The sequence below is a fragment of the Leptolyngbya sp. FACHB-541 genome (genome assembly GCF_014695875.1).
In the GTDB taxonomy this organism is placed as follows: Bacteria; Cyanobacteriota; Cyanobacteriia; order Elainellales; family Elainellaceae; genus JAAUTN01.
Map to the genome: position 1 here is coordinate 127,670 of NZ_JACJPC010000060.1, position 16,349 is coordinate 144,018.

General features: G+C 49.1%; 15 protein-coding genes and 2 pseudogenes. 13 read left to right on the forward strand and 4 right to left on the reverse strand.

The features are described from left to right. Positions 1-267: 267 nt before the first annotated feature. From H6G00_RS13100 to H6G00_RS13130, 9 genes and pseudogenes are all read left to right on the forward strand, one after another. On the forward strand, positions 268-1,425 hold the full coding sequence (locus H6G00_RS13100; RefSeq protein WP_190797062.1) for an ABC transporter ATP-binding protein: 1,158 nt from the start codon (positions 268-270) through the stop codon (positions 1,423-1,425). Positions 1,426-1,446: 21 nt separating this feature from the next. Next, on the forward strand, positions 1,447-1,572 hold the full coding sequence (locus tag H6G00_RS36100) for a hypothetical protein (protein ID WP_277881874.1): 126 nt from the start codon (positions 1,447-1,449) through the stop codon (positions 1,570-1,572). Beyond that, the gene (locus tag H6G00_RS13105) at positions 1,542-2,843 is read left to right on the forward strand and encodes an extracellular solute-binding protein (protein WP_190797063.1); all 1,302 of its coding nucleotides are present in this window, start codon (positions 1,542-1,544) and stop codon (positions 2,841-2,843) included. The genes H6G00_RS36100 and H6G00_RS13105 overlap by 31 nt, the downstream gene beginning before the upstream one ends. A gap of 247 nt (positions 2,844-3,090) precedes the next feature. Then, a complete protein-coding gene (locus H6G00_RS13110) occupies positions 3,091-3,948 on the forward strand; it encodes an ABC transporter permease (protein ID WP_190797088.1) in 858 nt (285 codons plus the stop codon). 2 nt (positions 3,949-3,950) lie between these two features. Beyond that, a complete protein-coding gene (locus tag H6G00_RS13115) occupies positions 3,951-4,769 on the forward strand; it encodes an ABC transporter permease (protein WP_190797064.1) in 819 nt (272 codons plus the stop codon). A gap of 14 nt (positions 4,770-4,783) precedes the next feature. Then, a complete protein-coding gene (ltaE, locus tag H6G00_RS13120) occupies positions 4,784-5,809 on the forward strand; it encodes a low-specificity L-threonine aldolase (protein ID WP_190797065.1) in 1,026 nt (341 codons plus the stop codon). 104 nt (positions 5,810-5,913) lie between these two features. Continuing rightward, a pseudogene (locus tag H6G00_RS36625) lies at positions 5,914-5,961 on the forward strand (4-Cys prefix domain-containing protein); the annotation flags it as partial. A 99-nt stretch (positions 5,962-6,060) separates the two neighbouring features. Continuing rightward, a pseudogene (locus H6G00_RS36630) lies at positions 6,061-7,766 on the forward strand (serine/threonine-protein kinase). A 49-nt stretch (positions 7,767-7,815) separates the two neighbouring features. Further along, the gene (locus H6G00_RS13130; protein ID WP_190797066.1) at positions 7,816-8,445 is read left to right on the forward strand and encodes an FMN-binding negative transcriptional regulator; all 630 of its coding nucleotides are present in this window, start codon (positions 7,816-7,818) and stop codon (positions 8,443-8,445) included. A 34-nt stretch (positions 8,446-8,479) separates the two neighbouring features. On the opposite strand, the gene H6G00_RS13135 is transcribed toward H6G00_RS13130, so the two are convergent. Continuing rightward, entirely contained in the window at positions 8,480-9,184 is a 705-nt protein-coding gene (locus H6G00_RS13135; protein WP_190797067.1) for an SDR family oxidoreductase, read from the reverse strand. A 144-nt stretch (positions 9,185-9,328) separates the two neighbouring features. After that, the gene (locus H6G00_RS13140) at positions 9,329-10,948 is read right to left on the reverse strand and encodes a 2-isopropylmalate synthase (RefSeq protein ID WP_190797068.1); all 1,620 of its coding nucleotides are present in this window, start codon (positions 10,946-10,948) and stop codon (positions 9,329-9,331) included. A gap of 358 nt (positions 10,949-11,306) precedes the next feature. On the opposite strand from H6G00_RS13140, the gene H6G00_RS13145 reads away from it, so the two are divergent. The 3 genes from H6G00_RS13145 to H6G00_RS13155 all read left to right on the forward strand — a co-directional run bounded on the left by H6G00_RS13145 (position 11,307) and on the right by H6G00_RS13155 (position 13,427). Next, positions 11,307-11,798 carry a hypothetical protein gene (locus H6G00_RS13145; RefSeq protein WP_190646871.1) on the forward strand — a complete coding sequence of 164 codons (492 nt, stop codon included), beginning with the start codon at positions 11,307-11,309 and terminating at the stop codon, positions 11,796-11,798. 568 nt (positions 11,799-12,366) lie between these two features. Further along, positions 12,367-13,032, forward strand: coding sequence for a hypothetical protein (locus tag H6G00_RS13150; RefSeq protein ID WP_190685795.1), 666 nt, complete (start codon positions 12,367-12,369; stop codon positions 13,030-13,032). Beyond that, positions 13,029-13,427, forward strand: a complete 399-nt coding sequence (locus tag H6G00_RS13155; protein WP_190797069.1) for a hypothetical protein — start codon at positions 13,029-13,031, stop codon at positions 13,425-13,427. Before H6G00_RS13150 ends, H6G00_RS13155 begins: the two co-directional genes overlap by 4 nt. Positions 13,428-13,450: 23 nt before the next feature. Here H6G00_RS13155 and ylqF read toward each other — a convergent pair whose 3' ends face one another. Continuing rightward, entirely contained in the window at positions 13,451-14,311 is an 861-nt protein-coding gene (gene ylqF / locus H6G00_RS13160) for a ribosome biogenesis GTPase YlqF (protein ID WP_190797070.1), read from the reverse strand. Positions 14,312-14,386: 75 nt separating this feature from the next. Continuing rightward, entirely contained in the window at positions 14,387-14,794 is a 408-nt protein-coding gene (locus H6G00_RS13165) for a universal stress protein (protein WP_190646880.1), read from the reverse strand. A 287-nt stretch (positions 14,795-15,081) separates the two neighbouring features. On the opposite strand from H6G00_RS13165, the gene H6G00_RS13170 reads away from it, so the two are divergent. Then, on the forward strand, positions 15,082-16,287 hold the full coding sequence (locus H6G00_RS13170; protein ID WP_190797071.1) for a phosphoglycerate kinase: 1,206 nt from the start codon (positions 15,082-15,084) through the stop codon (positions 16,285-16,287). Positions 16,288-16,349: the final 62 nt, after the last annotated feature.

Sequence of the window (16,349 nt, forward strand, 5' to 3'; positions counted from 1 at the left end):
TAAAGTCAGCCTAACCAATAGCGAAGCTGGCTTAGTCAGCGGTGAAGCTGGACTAGTCAGTGATGAAGCTGGACTAGTCAGTGATGAAGCTAGGCTAGTTAGCAGTGAAGCTAGCTTCACTAGAAACCAAGTCAGCTTAGCAATCGCTCCTCCCCCTTCTCCGTAACTGCTATTTCATGCTTGGGATTAATTAATGTAGCTAAAAAGACAATTCGCTACCGTAGAAGCCGTTTAATGACTAGTTAAGTGAACGCTTCGGGTAGCAACATGATCACAGGAACGACGCAACAAGCGCAGACAGTTAGCACTCCGTATGTGGCTCCTGTCCATGCTGAGGGGGTGATGCTGCGATCGCTCACCAAAAAGTATGGCTCCTTTGTCGCGGTCGAAAACATTAACCTGGACATTCCTGCGGGTTCCTATTGCTGCCTGCTGGGGCCAAGTGGCTGTGGCAAAACTACCACGCTGCGGATGATTGCGGGTCATGAGGAGGCGACCAGTGGCGATGTGATCATCGGCGATCGCCGTGTGAATGACCTGCCGCCTGCCAAACGCAACACGGCAATGGTGTTTCAAAACTATGCCCTGTTCCCGCACAAGACGGTGTGGCAGAATGTGGAATTTGGGCTGAAGATGCGCGGCGTGAAGGTGAGCGATCGCGCCCAGCGTGTGAACGAAATGTTGGAAGTGGTGGGGCTGAGTAAGTTTGGCGATCGCAAGCCCACCATGCTCAGCGGCGGACAGCAGCAGCGCGTTGCCCTCGCCAGAGCCTTGGTGACTCGCCCCCAAGTCTTGCTGTTAGATGAACCGCTCAGCGCTCTAGATGAATCCCTGCGCGTCAAAACCAGAAGCGAACTCCGCAAGCTTCAGCGGCAGTTTGGCATGACATTCATTCAGGTGACTCACGCCCAGGATGAAGCTTTTTCCCTGGCAGACCAGATTGTCGTGATGGATCACGGTCACATTGACCAGATTGGCACTCCTGCCGAGATCTTCAGCGCTCCGGCTTCTCGCTTTGTTGCTCGGTTTGTCGGAGACAACAATATTTTTGTGGGCAAAGTCACACACGTCACACCCAACACAAACACTGCCCTGATTCAGCTTGAGGTAGATGGGTTAGGTACATTTCTCTGTCGCGGACAAGCCGCAGATGTGGGCATGACGGCCGCCTGCTCGGTTCGGGCAGATCGCATGGTGCTAAAGCCTCACACCCCTGATTCACACGCTTCTAACCAAATCTCTGTAAGAGTTGCGGCTGTGGAATTTACCGGATATGTAACGCGAGTTTCTCTGTTGTTAGAAGCGACAGGAGAAGAGGCGCTATACAAAGTCCGTACTCAAGACTGGATGGCTCAACCGCTCCAGGAAGGGGAATCCGTGGTTCTCGGTTGGTCAACTGAGGACTGCATTTTCCTGCCTCACTAGTACCGTCAGTTTGCATTTGTGATGTTCGATACATCCTGGAGTGCAGACCCGTTTGAGAATGCAATTTTCTCGGTTGAATTGAATCATTGGCGATCGCCCCTTAGATTAGGAAAACTATGGCAAAATTTACTCGTCGTCAGCTTTTGAGAACTGGATTGGCCGCTGGGGCAATGGTTACAGCAACTCAATGTGCGCGTGGCACCCCCAACAACCCGGCTCCTGGACCCACCGTTAACACCAATCAAATTAAAGATGTCACCCTGCGCTTCATTGGTACGGGTGTGTCTCAAATTAACGAAATTCGCCAAAAAGCTGAAGAAGATCTGGGCTTTAAGTTAGAGATGCGGGCACTAAGTACCGAGGAAAATAACCAGATCGCGATTACTCAGCCGGGACAGTACGACGTGTTTGACGGCGAATATTTTAGCCTGCCTTTAGTTGTTCCCTCAGGAAATCTTCAGCCGATCGATGTTACCCGTATCTCTGCCTTCGACAAAATTGTTCCTATCTTTACTACGGGAGAACTGTACAACGGGGCAAAGGTCAACTCTTCTCAGGGAACTGCGCCACACCGAGTTATGTTTCTCCCTGACCAGGAATCTACCGAATTTGCGCCTGAACCGACTAATTGGGCGACGCTAATCCCCTTCCAGTACAATGCCGACACACTAGGATATCGTCCTGACCTGGTTGGGCGCGAAATCACCAGTTGGGGGGAACTGTTCAACGAAGAATTTCGCGGCAAAACATCAATTCTAGACATTCCCTCCATTGGCATTATGGACGCAGCAATGGTGGTGGAAGCGCTAGGACTCATGACCTTTGGCGACAAAGGCAACATGACTCGTGAAGAATTAGATCAAATCACCCAAATTCTGATTGAGCAAAAACGGGCTGGGCAATTCCGTGCCTTTTGGAAAACCTTTGATGAGTCCGTCAACCTGATGTCATCGGGTGAAGTGGTGCTGCAATCCATGTGGTCGCCTGCCGTTACTGCGGTAAAAGCGCAGGGAATTGAATGTATTTACGCACCCTTAAAAGAAGGCTATCGTGCCTGGGGGGGCGGCATTGGGCTTTCCAAAAACCTCTCTGGGATTGAGTTGGATGCTGCCTATGAATACATCAACTGGATGTTAGACGGCTGGGTTGGTGCCTTCCTGGGGCGGCAAGGCTACTACAGCGCTGTGCCTGAAAACGCCAAAAAGTTTATGTCACAAGCAGAATGGGATTTCTGGTATGAAGGTAAAGCCGCTGCCGAAGACATGATCGATCCCTTTGGTACCAAGCTAGAATCCGCTGGAGCCGTGCGCGATGGCGGTTCCTTTGACGATCGCATGGGCAACGTTGTCGTCTGGAACTCCACAATGGATGAGCAAACCTACCTCGTTCAAAAGTGGAATGAGTTTGTAGCGGCGTAAGAGGTCACTGGTTATTCGTGAATCCGGACGTAGGTTGGGTGAAGCAGAGCGGAACCCAACTTACAAAATCAGATCAGTTGTGAGGTGTGTTAGGCAAAGTCGAACGCACCGTGCTTATAAGACTTGATGCGTTACGCTACCGCTAGCACATCCTACGACTATCTATTTCACGAGGTAGCCTTTGGCATTTCCCAGCGAAGCCTGGAAACGAGTTCAGCTCAAAAATATATTTATTCAAAAAATCTTTATGTTCAAAAGCTGGAAATCCGTTGAGCCTTACCTCTTAGTTACACCACAAACCCTGGTGTTTCTCCTGTTTCTAGTATTTCCGATCGCCACTATCTTCATCGTTAGCTTCTGGGAATTTACGGGCTATTCCATGACTCCCGGATTCACGTTAGATAACTATCGCAATATCTTTACCTCGCAGGTTTCCTTAGCCACCTATCTCAACACCTTCAAATTTGTCGGACTGGTCTGGTTCTTCACATTGGCCATTGGCTTTCCGGTTGCTTACTTCCTAGCATTTTATATTGACAGTTTGCGCTGGCAAATCATCCTATTTCTGGTCTGCACGATTCCCTTTTGGACATCCAATATCATTCGCATGATCTCTTGGATTCCTTTTCTAGGGCGCGAAGGATTACTGAATAAACTGTTGATTGGCATCGGTCTAACTCAACAGCCGATTGATATTTTTCTATTCTCGGATTTTGCTGTGGTGTTGGCGATGGTGCATCTCTACACGCTGTTTATGATCGTGCCCATCTTCAACAGTTTGATGCGAATTGACCGCAACCTGATCGCAGCGGCAGAAGATGCGGGTGCGTCAGGCTTTCAGGTGTTCAAAGAGGTGATTTTGCCACTGTCATTACCTGGAATTGCGATCGGTTCTATCTTTGTAGTGACTCTGACAATGGGTGAGTTTGTCACCGTGCGGCTGATGAGTGGCGGACAGGCAGCTTCCGTGGGCTACCTGATTCGTAACCAGATTGGCAGTTTGCAATATCCCTTAGCCGCCGCCAATGCGGTAATTTTACTCATCGTGACATTAGCAATCATTTTTGGGATTCTTCGCACCATTGATATTCGTAAGGAGCTGTAGTTATGGGACTGAAAAAGCGATCGCCCACTTTCTACATTCTCGCCGCCTTCTTTGTGCTATTTGTCCTGTTTATGTACGGGCCGATGTTTGCTATTTTCACCCTGTCACTTCAGGGGCAAAATGGGGCACTCACTTTTCCTGTTCGCAGCTTTGGCTTTTACTGGATCAAATCTCTATTTCTTCAACAGCAGCGGATTGGTGACTTTGGCGCAGCCTTTCAGCGATCGCTCCTGCTGGGACTGCTGGTCATGGCACTTACCGTCTTAATTGGGTTGATGGCAGGTTTAGCCTTCCGTCGTCGCTTCCCCGGCTCGCGCGTCATCTTTTATCTCACCATCTCTAGCCTGATCGTTCCTAGTGTTCTGGTTTCCCTGGGTATTGGTATCGCTTTTAGCTTGCTAGGAATTGAAACTAACTGGTATTCCTCTGGTTTGGCAGGACATCTCACCTGGACGCTGCCCTTTGCTTTCCTAATCATGATCGGTGTGTTCAATCGCTTTAACCTGTCCTATGAAGAAGCCGCACGAGATCTTGGCGCAAGTGAGTGGCAGGCATTTAAAGAAGTAATTTTGCCGCTAATTGCGCCCAGCTTGATCGGAGTTGCTTTGTTCGGCTTCACACTGTCCTATGACGAATTTACCCGCACCTCGTTAATCTCTGGCGGCAGGAACACATTGCCCCTGGAAATCTTTGGCATGACTACCAATGTAACGACTCCAGCACTTTACGCCCTGGGAACCGTCACAACCGTATTTTCATTTTGTATCATTGGAATTGCCTTTGCTGCCTTCCAGTTCTTTTCACGTCGCCAGCAGCAGTGAACCCCTAAAAACTAATGATGATTGATCTCAGAAGCGATACGGTGACTCAACCCACGCCAGCAATGCGAGAGGCGATCGCCCATGCTCAAGTAGGCGATGACGTGCTGGGTGACGATCCAACCGTGAAAGCGCTGGAGAGTTATGTAGCGCAGCTTTTGGGTAAAGAAGCGGCTGTTTTCATGCCTTCTGGCACCATGACAAACCAGATTGCTTTGCGCGCCCACACAGAACCTGGAGATGAAGTCATTCTAGAATCGCAAGCTCACATTTACTACTACGAAGGAGGCGCACCTGCCGCTTTGTCGGGTGTCATGTGTCGCTTGATCCCAGGCAATCACGGGATTTTTACGGCTAGCGATTTAACAAAAGTTTTACGTCCTACTGATGAGCATTTCCCACGAACCAAGTTGGTTTGTCTAGAAAACACTCACAATCGTAGCGGTGGACGGATTTATCCACTCTCTGAGATACAGGCGATCGCTCAAGTATGCCAGGAGCAGGAACTTAAACTTCATTTAGACGGAGCAAGGCTTTGGAACGCTTGTGTTGCCACAGGTATTTCTGAAGCAGAGTATGCTCAACCCTTTGATACGGTAAGCGTCTGTTTTTCTAAAGGGTTAGGCGCGCCAATTGGTTCTGCTTTGGCGGGCTCTAGAGAATTTATTGAGCGATCGCGCCGATTTCGTAAAATGTTTGGTGGAGCAATGCGCCAAGCCGGAATACTGGCAGCAGGAGCGTTGTATGCATTGAAACATCATCGAGAACGATTGCAGGACGATCACATTCACGCCAAAATTTTGGCAGAAGGATTGGCTCAACTTGAGGGGATTGAAATTGCTCCTGAAGAGGTTCAAACCAACATTGTGGTGTTTCATACACCAACCATTTCAGCTCAAGTATTGGTAGACCGGCTCAAAGAGAAGGGAGTAGCCGTTTTAGCGATCGGTCCAAACTCTATCAGAGCGGTTACAAATTTGATGGTTAACCAGGAGCAGATTCAACAAGTACCAGGTTCAATTGAATCTGCCATAAACATGTAGACCTAATTGCTTGTAGGTAAGCGATCGCCCCACTACGCCAGCTATCAGTCAGATTCGCTATAAATGGGTGAAGTTAGGATTGAACGCTGCTACCGATCGCCGTTATGAGTCATTGCTTAAATCCTCATTGCCCAAAGCCTGAAAACTCAGTAGATGCCAGGTTTTGTCAGAATTGCGGAACGGAGTTGCTGCTGGGCGATCGCTATCGGGCAATTCGGCTAATTGGTCAAGGCGGGTTTGGCAAAACCTTTTTGGCGGAAGATGAGTACAGCACAACAGAAACTCAGCCTGCTGCCTGTGTGGTTAAGCAGTTTCACCCTGCGGGTGAGGCAAACGCACCCAAAGCGGCAGAACTGTTTGAGCGCGAAGCAGCACGACTAGAGCAGCTAGAGCATCCGCAGATTCCAAAACTGTATGCCTACCTGGAGCAAGACCAGCGGCAGTACATTATTCAAGAATTTGTAGAAGGGCAAACGTTGGCTGATGAACTGGCAGAACACGGTCCCTTCTCAGAACCACAAATTACAAACTTGCTGCAAGATTTGCTGCCGTACTGCAATTTGTTCACCGGGGTGGCGTAATTCACCGAGACATTAAGCCGGAAAATATCATTCGTCGTCGAGATACTAGGCTAGTACTGGTTGATTTTGGCGCAGCCAAGTACGCTACTGCAACTGCCTTAGAGAGAACAGGAACGGTGATCGGCAGCGCTGAATACACAGCACCGGAGCAGACGCGAGGCAAGGCGATTTTTGCCAGCGATGTTTACAGTCTGGGTGTCACCTGTTTGCATTTGCTCACGCAAATGTCGCCTTTTGATCTATTTGATGTGAGTGAAGATGCCTGGGTTTGGCGACAATATTTGATAGATCAGGCGGTGAGCGATCGCCTCGCTGCTATTCTCGACAAAATGGTGCAAAATTCCCTCAAAGAGAGGTGGCGATCGCCCAGAGAAGTATTGCTTGCGCTCAATAGTGATTCTGCTGCGCCTGCTCCCGGACAACTGCTCAGCCTTGCTGAATCTGCATCTAAGACGCTTCCTACGACAATTCAAGGAAACTGGCGCTGTGTTCGCACGCTCAAAGGGCATGAAGGAAAAGTGTATGCGATCGCCTTTAGCCCTGACGGACAAATTTTAATCAGTGGTGGTGGCGATAACCTGATCAAACTGTGGCACACCCTCACCGGAAAAGAAATTCGCACTCACTATCCGGGCTGGTTCTCGGGACACTCTAATCTAATTTCCTCAGTTGCTTGTAGCCCCGATGGAAAAACTTTTGCCACGGGTAGTTGGGATAAAAGTGTAAAACTGTGGGATTTACAGACGGGCAAGTCACTTCAGAGTTTTAATGAGTATCCGTTTGTGTCGAATGCGATCGCCTTTAGCCCTGACGGAAACCTGATTGCTAGCGGCAGTTCTGATAAGACAATAAAGCTGTGGCGAGTGGGCGACCACCACAGTCCACACACTCTACGCGGACACAACGGACTGGTGAATTCTATTGCTTTCAGCCCCAATGGTAAAATTCTTGCCAGCAGCAGTTTTGACAAAACCGTTAAGCTCTGGGACATTGCCAACAGGCAAGAACTCCGTACCCTGCGCGGTTACGCGAATACCATTAACTCGATTAGCTTTAGCCCCAACAGTCGCTTTCTTGCAACAGGGGGTTGGGACTGTGAGATTAAACTGTGGAACTTTTGGAGTGGACAGCACTTTCGCGCCCTTGTCGATCAGCCCAATTGCCCGCACCCAGCCTGCATCAGCCCGGATGGACAAACCCTTGCCAGCGCCAGCGAAAACCATACGATTAAAATCTGGAACGTCTACACCGGAACTCAACCCCAACAACTTAGCGGTCACTCAAGTTGGATTAATGGAATTGCGTTTAGCCCCGATGGAAAATTACTTGCCACTTGCAGCAGCGACAAAACGATTAGACTATGGCGATGTGATTAGAGATAACAAAGTCTTATGTAGTACCATTTTCATCTGAAAACCAACCGTTATGTATAGACCTACCGCTTTTCAAGAAGACAATGTTGATAAACTGGTTGCTTTCATGAGAGCTAACAGTTTTGCCACGTTGGTATCGATTGTAGAGGGTGTACCTTATGCTTCACATGTTCCTCTTGTGGTTAAGGTGCAGGGAGATGTAATTCAACTCATCGGTCATCTGGCAAAGCCAAACCCTCAATGGCAAGCCTTTGAAACAGTTGAATCGCTAGCTATCTTTACTGGAGCGCACGCTTATATCTCTCCTGCTCTGTACGAAAAACATGAGAATGTCCCAACCTGGAACTATATTGCAGTTCATGCTTATGGTATTCCCAAAGTTATTACACTTAACCATTCACCCGAATCGATGGATCAGATGATCGACGAGATGATAGACACCTATGAGGCGGACTACAAATCTCACTGGCATGGTTTATCAGATGGCTATCGGCAGGGCATGATGAATGGCATCATCGGCTTTGAGATGACGGTGACTCGTCTAGAAGGGAAGTACAAGCTGAGTCAAAACCGTAGCCAAACCGATCAAGAAACGGTGTCAGCGGCACTATTGCAAAGTTCAGATCCAGTTATTTCTGCTGTGGGTGAGGAAATAAGACAAAATCTTTCAATGGATGATTAACCAAGCCTTATTGGTCAGCGATTGCCTCACACCATTACCAGGGCAACGGTTTGCCATCGCGAAAGAACCCACCTGTAGGTCCATTGTTAGGCAGCATTACCCCCCAAACTATACTTGCAGCGCCATCTTCAACGGGTCGTCCGCCTGCGCCACCCATATCAGTCGCGACCCAACCCGGACAGATTGAGTTGACTAAAATTCCAGAGCCTTTTAGCTCAGCCGCTAGGGTGCGAGTGAAGGCATTGAGTGCGGTTTTAGAAACGCTGTAAGCTGGCGCAGTGCTACCCATGCTAGTGAGAGATCCCGCTTCACTAGAAACGTTGACGATCCGACCCTGCTGACTCCGGCGCAGCAATGGCACAAATGCTTTACACATCCGCCAAGGTCCAAAGGTATTGGTGGCGATCGCCTCCTGCACTGTATCAAGGTTTGCGTTACTCGCTTGCTGCCAAGTGTCGTATAGGATGCCTGCGTTGTTAACTAACACATCCAATCGCCCAAACTCCTGCTCTACCTGAGTTGCAAGCTGGGCAATACTGTCAGGATCGGTAACATCTAGATGGCGAGGAATTACCTGGAGTCCTTCATCTGCTAGTTTTGCTGCTGCCGCTGTTCCTTTCTCTAAATCACGCGACCCTAAGATCACGGTCATGCCTTTGTGAGCAAGCTGGCGTACAACTTCCAGTCCAATGCCACGATTTGCGCCAGTCACGATTGCAATTCGCTGTGCTTGCGTCATCTAATTAATCTCCAATTCTGCTCCATAGGACTCCTGCATGAATCACTTTTTTCTGCGTGAGTGGTAGCGCAACTCCGCCACGCTACCATTCACGCAAGAGCTCTAAATTTCTAGCAACGATATCAAGCTGTACGTAGCCTAGAATTAACGCAGTGCCTCCACTTCGCCATGCTGAGGATGCAACGAGTTGCCGTGCTGTAACGCCCCATAGAGGCGATTAAGCGCATTCATGTAAGCCTGAGCCGAGGCGACAATGATGTCTGTATTAGCAGCATGTCCCGAAAAGAGCCGTCCCTCATACCGGAGCCGAATCGTCACTTCCCCGATCGCATCAATCCCAGCGGTGACCGACTGCACCGAAAACTCAATTAGCTCATTCGGAATCTCAACCACGCGGTTAATTGCCTTGTACACTGCATCGACTGGTCCCGTGCCGATCGCCGCGTCGGTTAACTCTTGTCCATCGGGAGTGCGAAGGGACACCGTCGCAGTCGGGCAGGCATGGTCGCCACAGGAAACCTGCACCCGCTCCAGCCGAAACATCTCTGGCGACTGCTGGATCTCGTCATTCACGATCGCCTCTAGATCCCAGTCGGTGACTTCTTTCTTCTTGTCGCCTAACTCCTTAAACCGCAGGAAGGCTTTGTTTAGCTCCTGATCTGCCAGTTCAAAGCCCAACTCCTTTAGACGAGTGCGGAAGGCGTTGCGTCCCGAATGCTTACCCAAAACAATCTGGTTATCCGTCAGCCCGATTGACTGAGCGTCCATGATTTCGTAGGTGAGCTTGTGCTTTAACACGCCATCCTGGTGAATGCCCGACTCATGAGCAAAAGCATTTGCACCGACGATCGCCTTATTCGGCTGCACCAACATTCCTGTCAGGTTAGAAACTAACCGGGAAGTCTTGTAGATTTGGCGAGTATCAATATTCGTCAGTGGGGCTTCAGAATCCGCCGGACGACTCAGGAATGGGTTAAAGTACTGCCGCCGCACATGCATTGCCATCACTAATTCTTCTAGCGCTGCGTTGCCTGCCCGTTCGCCGATGCCGTTGATCGTGCATTCAAGCTGCCGCGCCCCATTCTTGACCGCTTCCAGGAAACTGGCAACCGCTACGCCTAGATCGTCATGCCCGTGAACAGAAATAATCGCCTGGTCAATGTTAGGAACGTTTTCCTTAATGCCCTTGATCAGCGCCCCAAACTCCGACGGCATTGTGTAGCCGACCGTATCAGGAATGTTGACTGTGGTTGCACCAGCGGCGATCGCCCGTTCCAGCACTTCATACAAAAACTCCGGGTCAGAGCGACCCGCATCTTCGGGTGAAAACTCTACATCATCCACAAATGATTTGGCATAGGCAACCATTTCTGGCGCAATTTCTAGCACTTCTTTGCGTGATTTCTTCAGCTTAAACTCCAGGTGAATGTCAGACGTAGCAATAAACGTATGAATCCGACGATGCACCGCAGGCTGAAGCGCTTTTGCTGCCGTTTCAATGTCGCTGCGCGTCGCTCTGGCTAAGCCGCAAATCACCGGACCGTCTTCCGTTCCAACGTTTTCAGCAATTCGGTTTACTGCTTCGAAGTCGCCCGGACTGGCAAACGGAAACCCCGCTTCAATGATGTCTACCCCCAGTCGCGCCAGTTGACGGGCGATCGTCAGCTTCTCTTCCACATTCAGAGTTGCACCCGGAGACTGCTCCCCATCACGTAGAGTGGTATCAAAAATCAGAACGCGGTCTGGCTGAGGTTGGAATTTCATAGAGGTTGACGAGTGGATGAGTAGTGCTGAAAGGCGATCGTACTAGAACAGTATTTAGATATTCTAGTACCTGCTCCTATCCACGTTAACGGCTTCCGAAATTTGGAAGATGTTACGCACCTACCGAATTATTCTGTTAAATCGATGGATAACTTAAAGGGCGAAATTCCAGATTCTTTGACGTCTATGTCCTTTTCACTTTTTCTCCCTCATCTAAAGCTTTTAAGGTAAAGCTGAAAATCATAGCGCTGTTCCAAATTGTTGTTAATGGGAACTCTAAACGGGTAGCTTGGCGTGCTTTCAGGCTAGAACCACGCCGCACGTTTACCCATTACTTTGATTGAAAGGGAGCCTATTCATGCCTTATCAGAACATTAGCGCTACGCTTACAGACGAAAAGCTCAAGGAAATTAAAACGGCGATCGCAACCATTCAAACCAACATGCCGTTCTTAGTTAACCTCACAACAGACGAGCGGCGTAAACGCTTTAAGATGGGTGACAAAAGTCTAGCGTTTGTCAACAACAGCTTGAGCGTGACGCAGAACAACTCAGAAATCGTGCCTGCCAACTTTGACATTGCAGAGTTTGCCAAAGATTATCAGCTGATGGTGGCGCTGACTGAAATCTTGAGTCTGTTAGAACAATTGACAGAAAAGGTAGACGATACGCTAGTAGCAGTAGGAAGCGAGTCGATGGCGAGTAGTTTACTAGTTTATGACTATGTGAAAACAGCCGCAAAACATACCCCTGGATTGAAAAGCGTAGCTGACCAACTGGGCGAGAGATTTAAGGCAATGGGCAATCGCCGTCCTAAATCAGACAAAACCTCCGCTTCAGGCACTGTGTAGAGAGGTTGAGTTGTGTTTGAACTGGGTCGAGTAGGTGCAATCACTACTCAGCTAGTCTTTTAGCCTGCTCGACTAGTTTCAAACACTGCTCAACTAGTCTTTTAACTTGCTCGATTAATCTTAGAAACTACTCAGCTAGTCTTTTAGCTTGCTCGACTAGTCTTTAAATCTACTGAACGAAGTTCTAAACCTTAACCAGTTTGCTTAGAGTCTACTGAACTTGATTTAAACATAGCTCAGCCAGTCATCGAATCTACTCAGCTTGTTGCTGAGCTTAGTCAAACAGAGGAGCGATCGTTAAGTAGCTTGAACACGTTGACTCACGCATTCATTCAAACCAGGGCTATAGATAGTAATCACATTCAAGATGTGACCTTAATCACTCTATTTGAGAGCTTGACAGCGAACTTACGTTCCAACATAAAAAGCATGTGAGGCGTATGTAATTATCCGGATAAATAAGCATTGGTCAGAGTAGAGAACTGTCCTCAATCGGGCACAATTTTAGTTAGAAAATTTTCTAAAGAACAAACCTAAATTCATCCATGTTTTTGAGGTAGAACAACCAGTGGATTACAGAGAGTCAGAGCTAGCACAGTACTGGAACGATAAAGCTTGCATTGTTAATGCTAAACCGTTATCTAAAATAGGATACGTTAAAGTAGCCGAGCTGCGGCATGAAGCAACCAATTATGATGAACTGCTTAATTCAGCAGAGTTTAAAGCTTTAGACGAATCTGATCGAGAAGTTGCATACTGGATTATCAAAAGCGCCTGTACCACGCTTGTTCAACAACAAAGGGCTAGAGTCCGTGAACAGAAAATTCAACGGCTCGAACAGGGCTACAAACAGAGCAAAGACGAAATTACTGAGCTACAGAGAGGAAGGCATAAAGACCGCAGCCTGATCCAGCGGTTAATGGATGCACTCAAGTTAGGCAATAGCCGAATCCAGCAGCTTGAGCAGGAAAACGCACTAGCGCTAAAGCAGGTCGAATCGCAGAAACTCAGCCTCGAACTTTTGGAGGAACGCAATATCTCTTTTCAGGAGGAGCTAGAGCGCAAAATTGCTGAATCCGAAGCCTCAAAAGCTCTCTCTTATCAGATGCGTGGACGAGTTGGTGGACTCACTGCTAGCAACAATCGCAAACAGCGTCGTATTGTAGAGCTAGAAACTCGCGTCAAAGAACTGGAAGCTTACATTAAAGAATTGGAAAGCCGTAATCAGCCGTGAAAATTGCTGAACTGAAACAACAAGTCTATGTGTTAGCTCAAGTTGACACCACTCAAGCGCTTAAACGTAAGTTCAAGGAGTTCAATTCCTTAGACTTACGTAAAACAGCATCATGGATGCAAGTACTCAATTCTCTACAAGCGAAAACTCAGACTGCTAAAGTCGATGAGTTGCAGGCTGAGGTTGCTGCCGCAGAAAGACGCTGGAAACAAGAAGATGAAAAAGCTGCTGCTCTGAATGAGCGACTAAATGAGGGCTTAATTGAACTGCAAGATATGCAACAAGATGAGCAATCGTTGCAGCACGACAGTCACGCCTTACTTGATGAAGCTGAAGCATACTTGAAGACGCTAACTCACCGCGCTGAGGGAAAACGTAAAGCCTCCCTCAATTGAGTTTTGGCTTTTTACTTAGAATTTTAGAGAGGCATCTCCAGAGCGATCGCCCCCAGTATCCCCTTACGGAAATCGTTTAACATTTGCCGGGCAGTACGCTCTATATCACCCTGATGACGGGAATCGGCTAGCGCTGCAAGATAGCTTTCTCCGGTCAGGTGAGCGGGGTCAAGGCTATAGCGATCCAGAAGCGGATTTCCTGGTACGGCTTCAGGGTTTTTGGCTTGCAGGTGCTTCAGCAGATCGATTAACGCTGCGGCAACTCGCTGATTATCATAGGCGGCTTCGCCAATGTCGTCGCAAATGGCTAGCTTCAAAGCCGCTTCCTGATCCTTGAGCAACGAGGGCAGGACACCGGGCGCGTCGAGCAGGTCAAGCTGCTCGGAGATGCGAATCCAACGAAGCTGGCGGGTGACACCGGGGCGACGGGCACTTTCAACAACTCGTTTGTTCAGCAGACGGTTAATCAGGGCAGATTTGCCGACGTTGGGGAAGCCAATCACGACTGCACGAACGGGTCGGGGTAACATGCCGCGATCGCGCCGCCGCTGGTTCATCTTCTCGCCTGCTGCCTGTGCTGCCTGAGACACGGACGCAATTCCTTTGCCGTGCTGAGCATTGGTGAAATAGGGCTGTTCTCCCTGCTGCTGAAACCAGCTTGTCCACTTTTGCTGAGCCACAAGCGGAATCATGTCCACCCGGTTCAGGACCAGCACCTTCTCTTTATTACCGATCCATTGGACAGCCTGCGGATGACAGGTCGTTAGCGGAATTCGCGCATCTCGCACTTCCAGCACCACATCGACTCGCTTGAGCTGTTCCAGAAGCGCCCTTTCTGCCTTGGCAATGTGCCCTGGATACCACTGGATTGCTGGTGAAGTCATAACCTCTATCGTGCCTAACGGTGAACTGGTAGGGCGAACGATTGTTCGCCCCTACGATGGTAGAAGCTTTTCCGTTTACGGAACAACCAGCACGGGGCAGGGCGATAGGTTGATCACCCGATTGCTGACGCTATCAGTTACGCCTTCCTCAGTTAGACCGATGCCTCGGCAGCCCATGATGATCAGATCAGCCTCGATTTCGTCAGCAACGTCGCAGATGGTAAAGGCAGGTTTGCCCTGACGCTCGATCGTTTCAGAATTAATTCCCTCGGATTGAAATAGAGTTTTGGCATCTTCTAGCAGCTTGGCGATCGCCGCCGCTGAGGTCATGTCTGGGTTAGTGGACTCTCCTTCTTCGGGAATTTCTACTACAGATAGAATAATTAGCCGACTGCTATAGGTTTTTACAACATTGGCGACCACTTCAGCCGCCTGCCGCGATTCGCGGGTTTGATCAATTGGAAATAAAACTGTCTTAAACATGTCATACCTCTCTGGGGTGCAGACTCCGGTAAAATGTGGACGGCGTAGAGAGCAGTTAGCAATTCGCTTTTAGCCGTTAGCTTCAGCAATAAAGCTAGAGCAATCTAGTGATCCGCCGATTCCTGCACCTCTAGTGTGAAGGAGTTGTGAACTAAATACCAGATCCTTTAGAAAAAGCTAACGACTGGAAGCGCACCATCAAAAAAACTCGCAGTTTACTATTAACTGCTGGCTGTTAACCGCTAATCTAATTAATAGGTATAAAGACTCATTAGGGGGTTCTTGCGGTGTCAAAGAAATCTGTAGCAAATTTGTCGGCATCTGATTTATCAGGCAAGCGCGTGTTAGTCAGAGCCGATTTTAATGTCCCGTTGGATGATCAGGGCAACATCACGGATGACACGCGCATCCGGGCGGCTCTGCCAACGATTCAAGACCTGATTTCAAAGCAAGCTAAGGTGATTTTGACCAGCCACTTTGGTCGTCCCAAGGGCAAGGTCGTAGACAGCATGAGGCTTACCCCGGTAAGCGATCGCCTTTCTCAACTGCTCGGTCAACCCGTGATCAAATGCGACGACTGCATTGGTGACGAAGTTGCTAGCACCGTTGCAGCGATGCAGCCCGGACAGGTAGCGCTATTAGAAAACGTCCGCTTTTATGCCGAAGAGGAAAAGAACGACCCTGAATTTGCTAAGAAATTAGCATCTGTAGCTGACCTGTATGTCAACGATGCCTTTGGCACTGCTCACCGCGCCCATGCTTCGACTGAAGGTGTGACCCACTACCTGAAACCTTCCGTTGCCGGATTCCTGATCGAGAAGGAACTGGAGTATTTGCAGAATGCGATCGAGAATCCTAAGAAGCCTTTGGCAGCAATTATCGGCGGTTCCAAAGTTTCCAGCAAAATCGGCGTGATCGAAACGCTGCTCGACAAGGTAGACAAACTGCTAATCGGCGGCGGCATGATCTTCACCTTCTACAAAGCGCGGGGTTTGAACGTTGGTAAGTCGCTGGTTGAAGAAGACAAACTAGAGCTAGCCAAAACGCTGGAAGCAAAGGCAAAAGAGCGGGGCGTAGACCTGTTGTTGCCCACTGATGTTGTCGTTGCTGATAACTTTGCCCCTGATGCCAATGCCCAAACCGTCAGTATTGAAAACATCCCCGATGGCTGGATGGGTCTGGACATCGGTCCTGACTCAATCAAGGTGTTCCAGGATGCGCTAGCTGAGTGCAAGAGCGTCATCTGGAATGGCCCAATGGGTGTGTTTGAGTTTGACCAGTTTGCTAAGGGAACGGAGGCGATCGCCCATACGCTAGCAGGTTTAACTCCTCAGGGTGTGACCACAATCATCGGTGGCGGCGACTCTGTTGCAGCCGTTGAAAAGGTTGGTGTCGCTGAGCAAATGAGCCACATTTCCACTGGCGGCGGTGCCAGCCTGGAACTGCTAGAAGGGAAGGAACTTCCTGGCATTGCGGCCCTAGATGACGCTTAAGAGATTCGAGGACAAGACTTTAAACTCGTAGGGACGAACGACTGTTCATCCCTATCCAAACA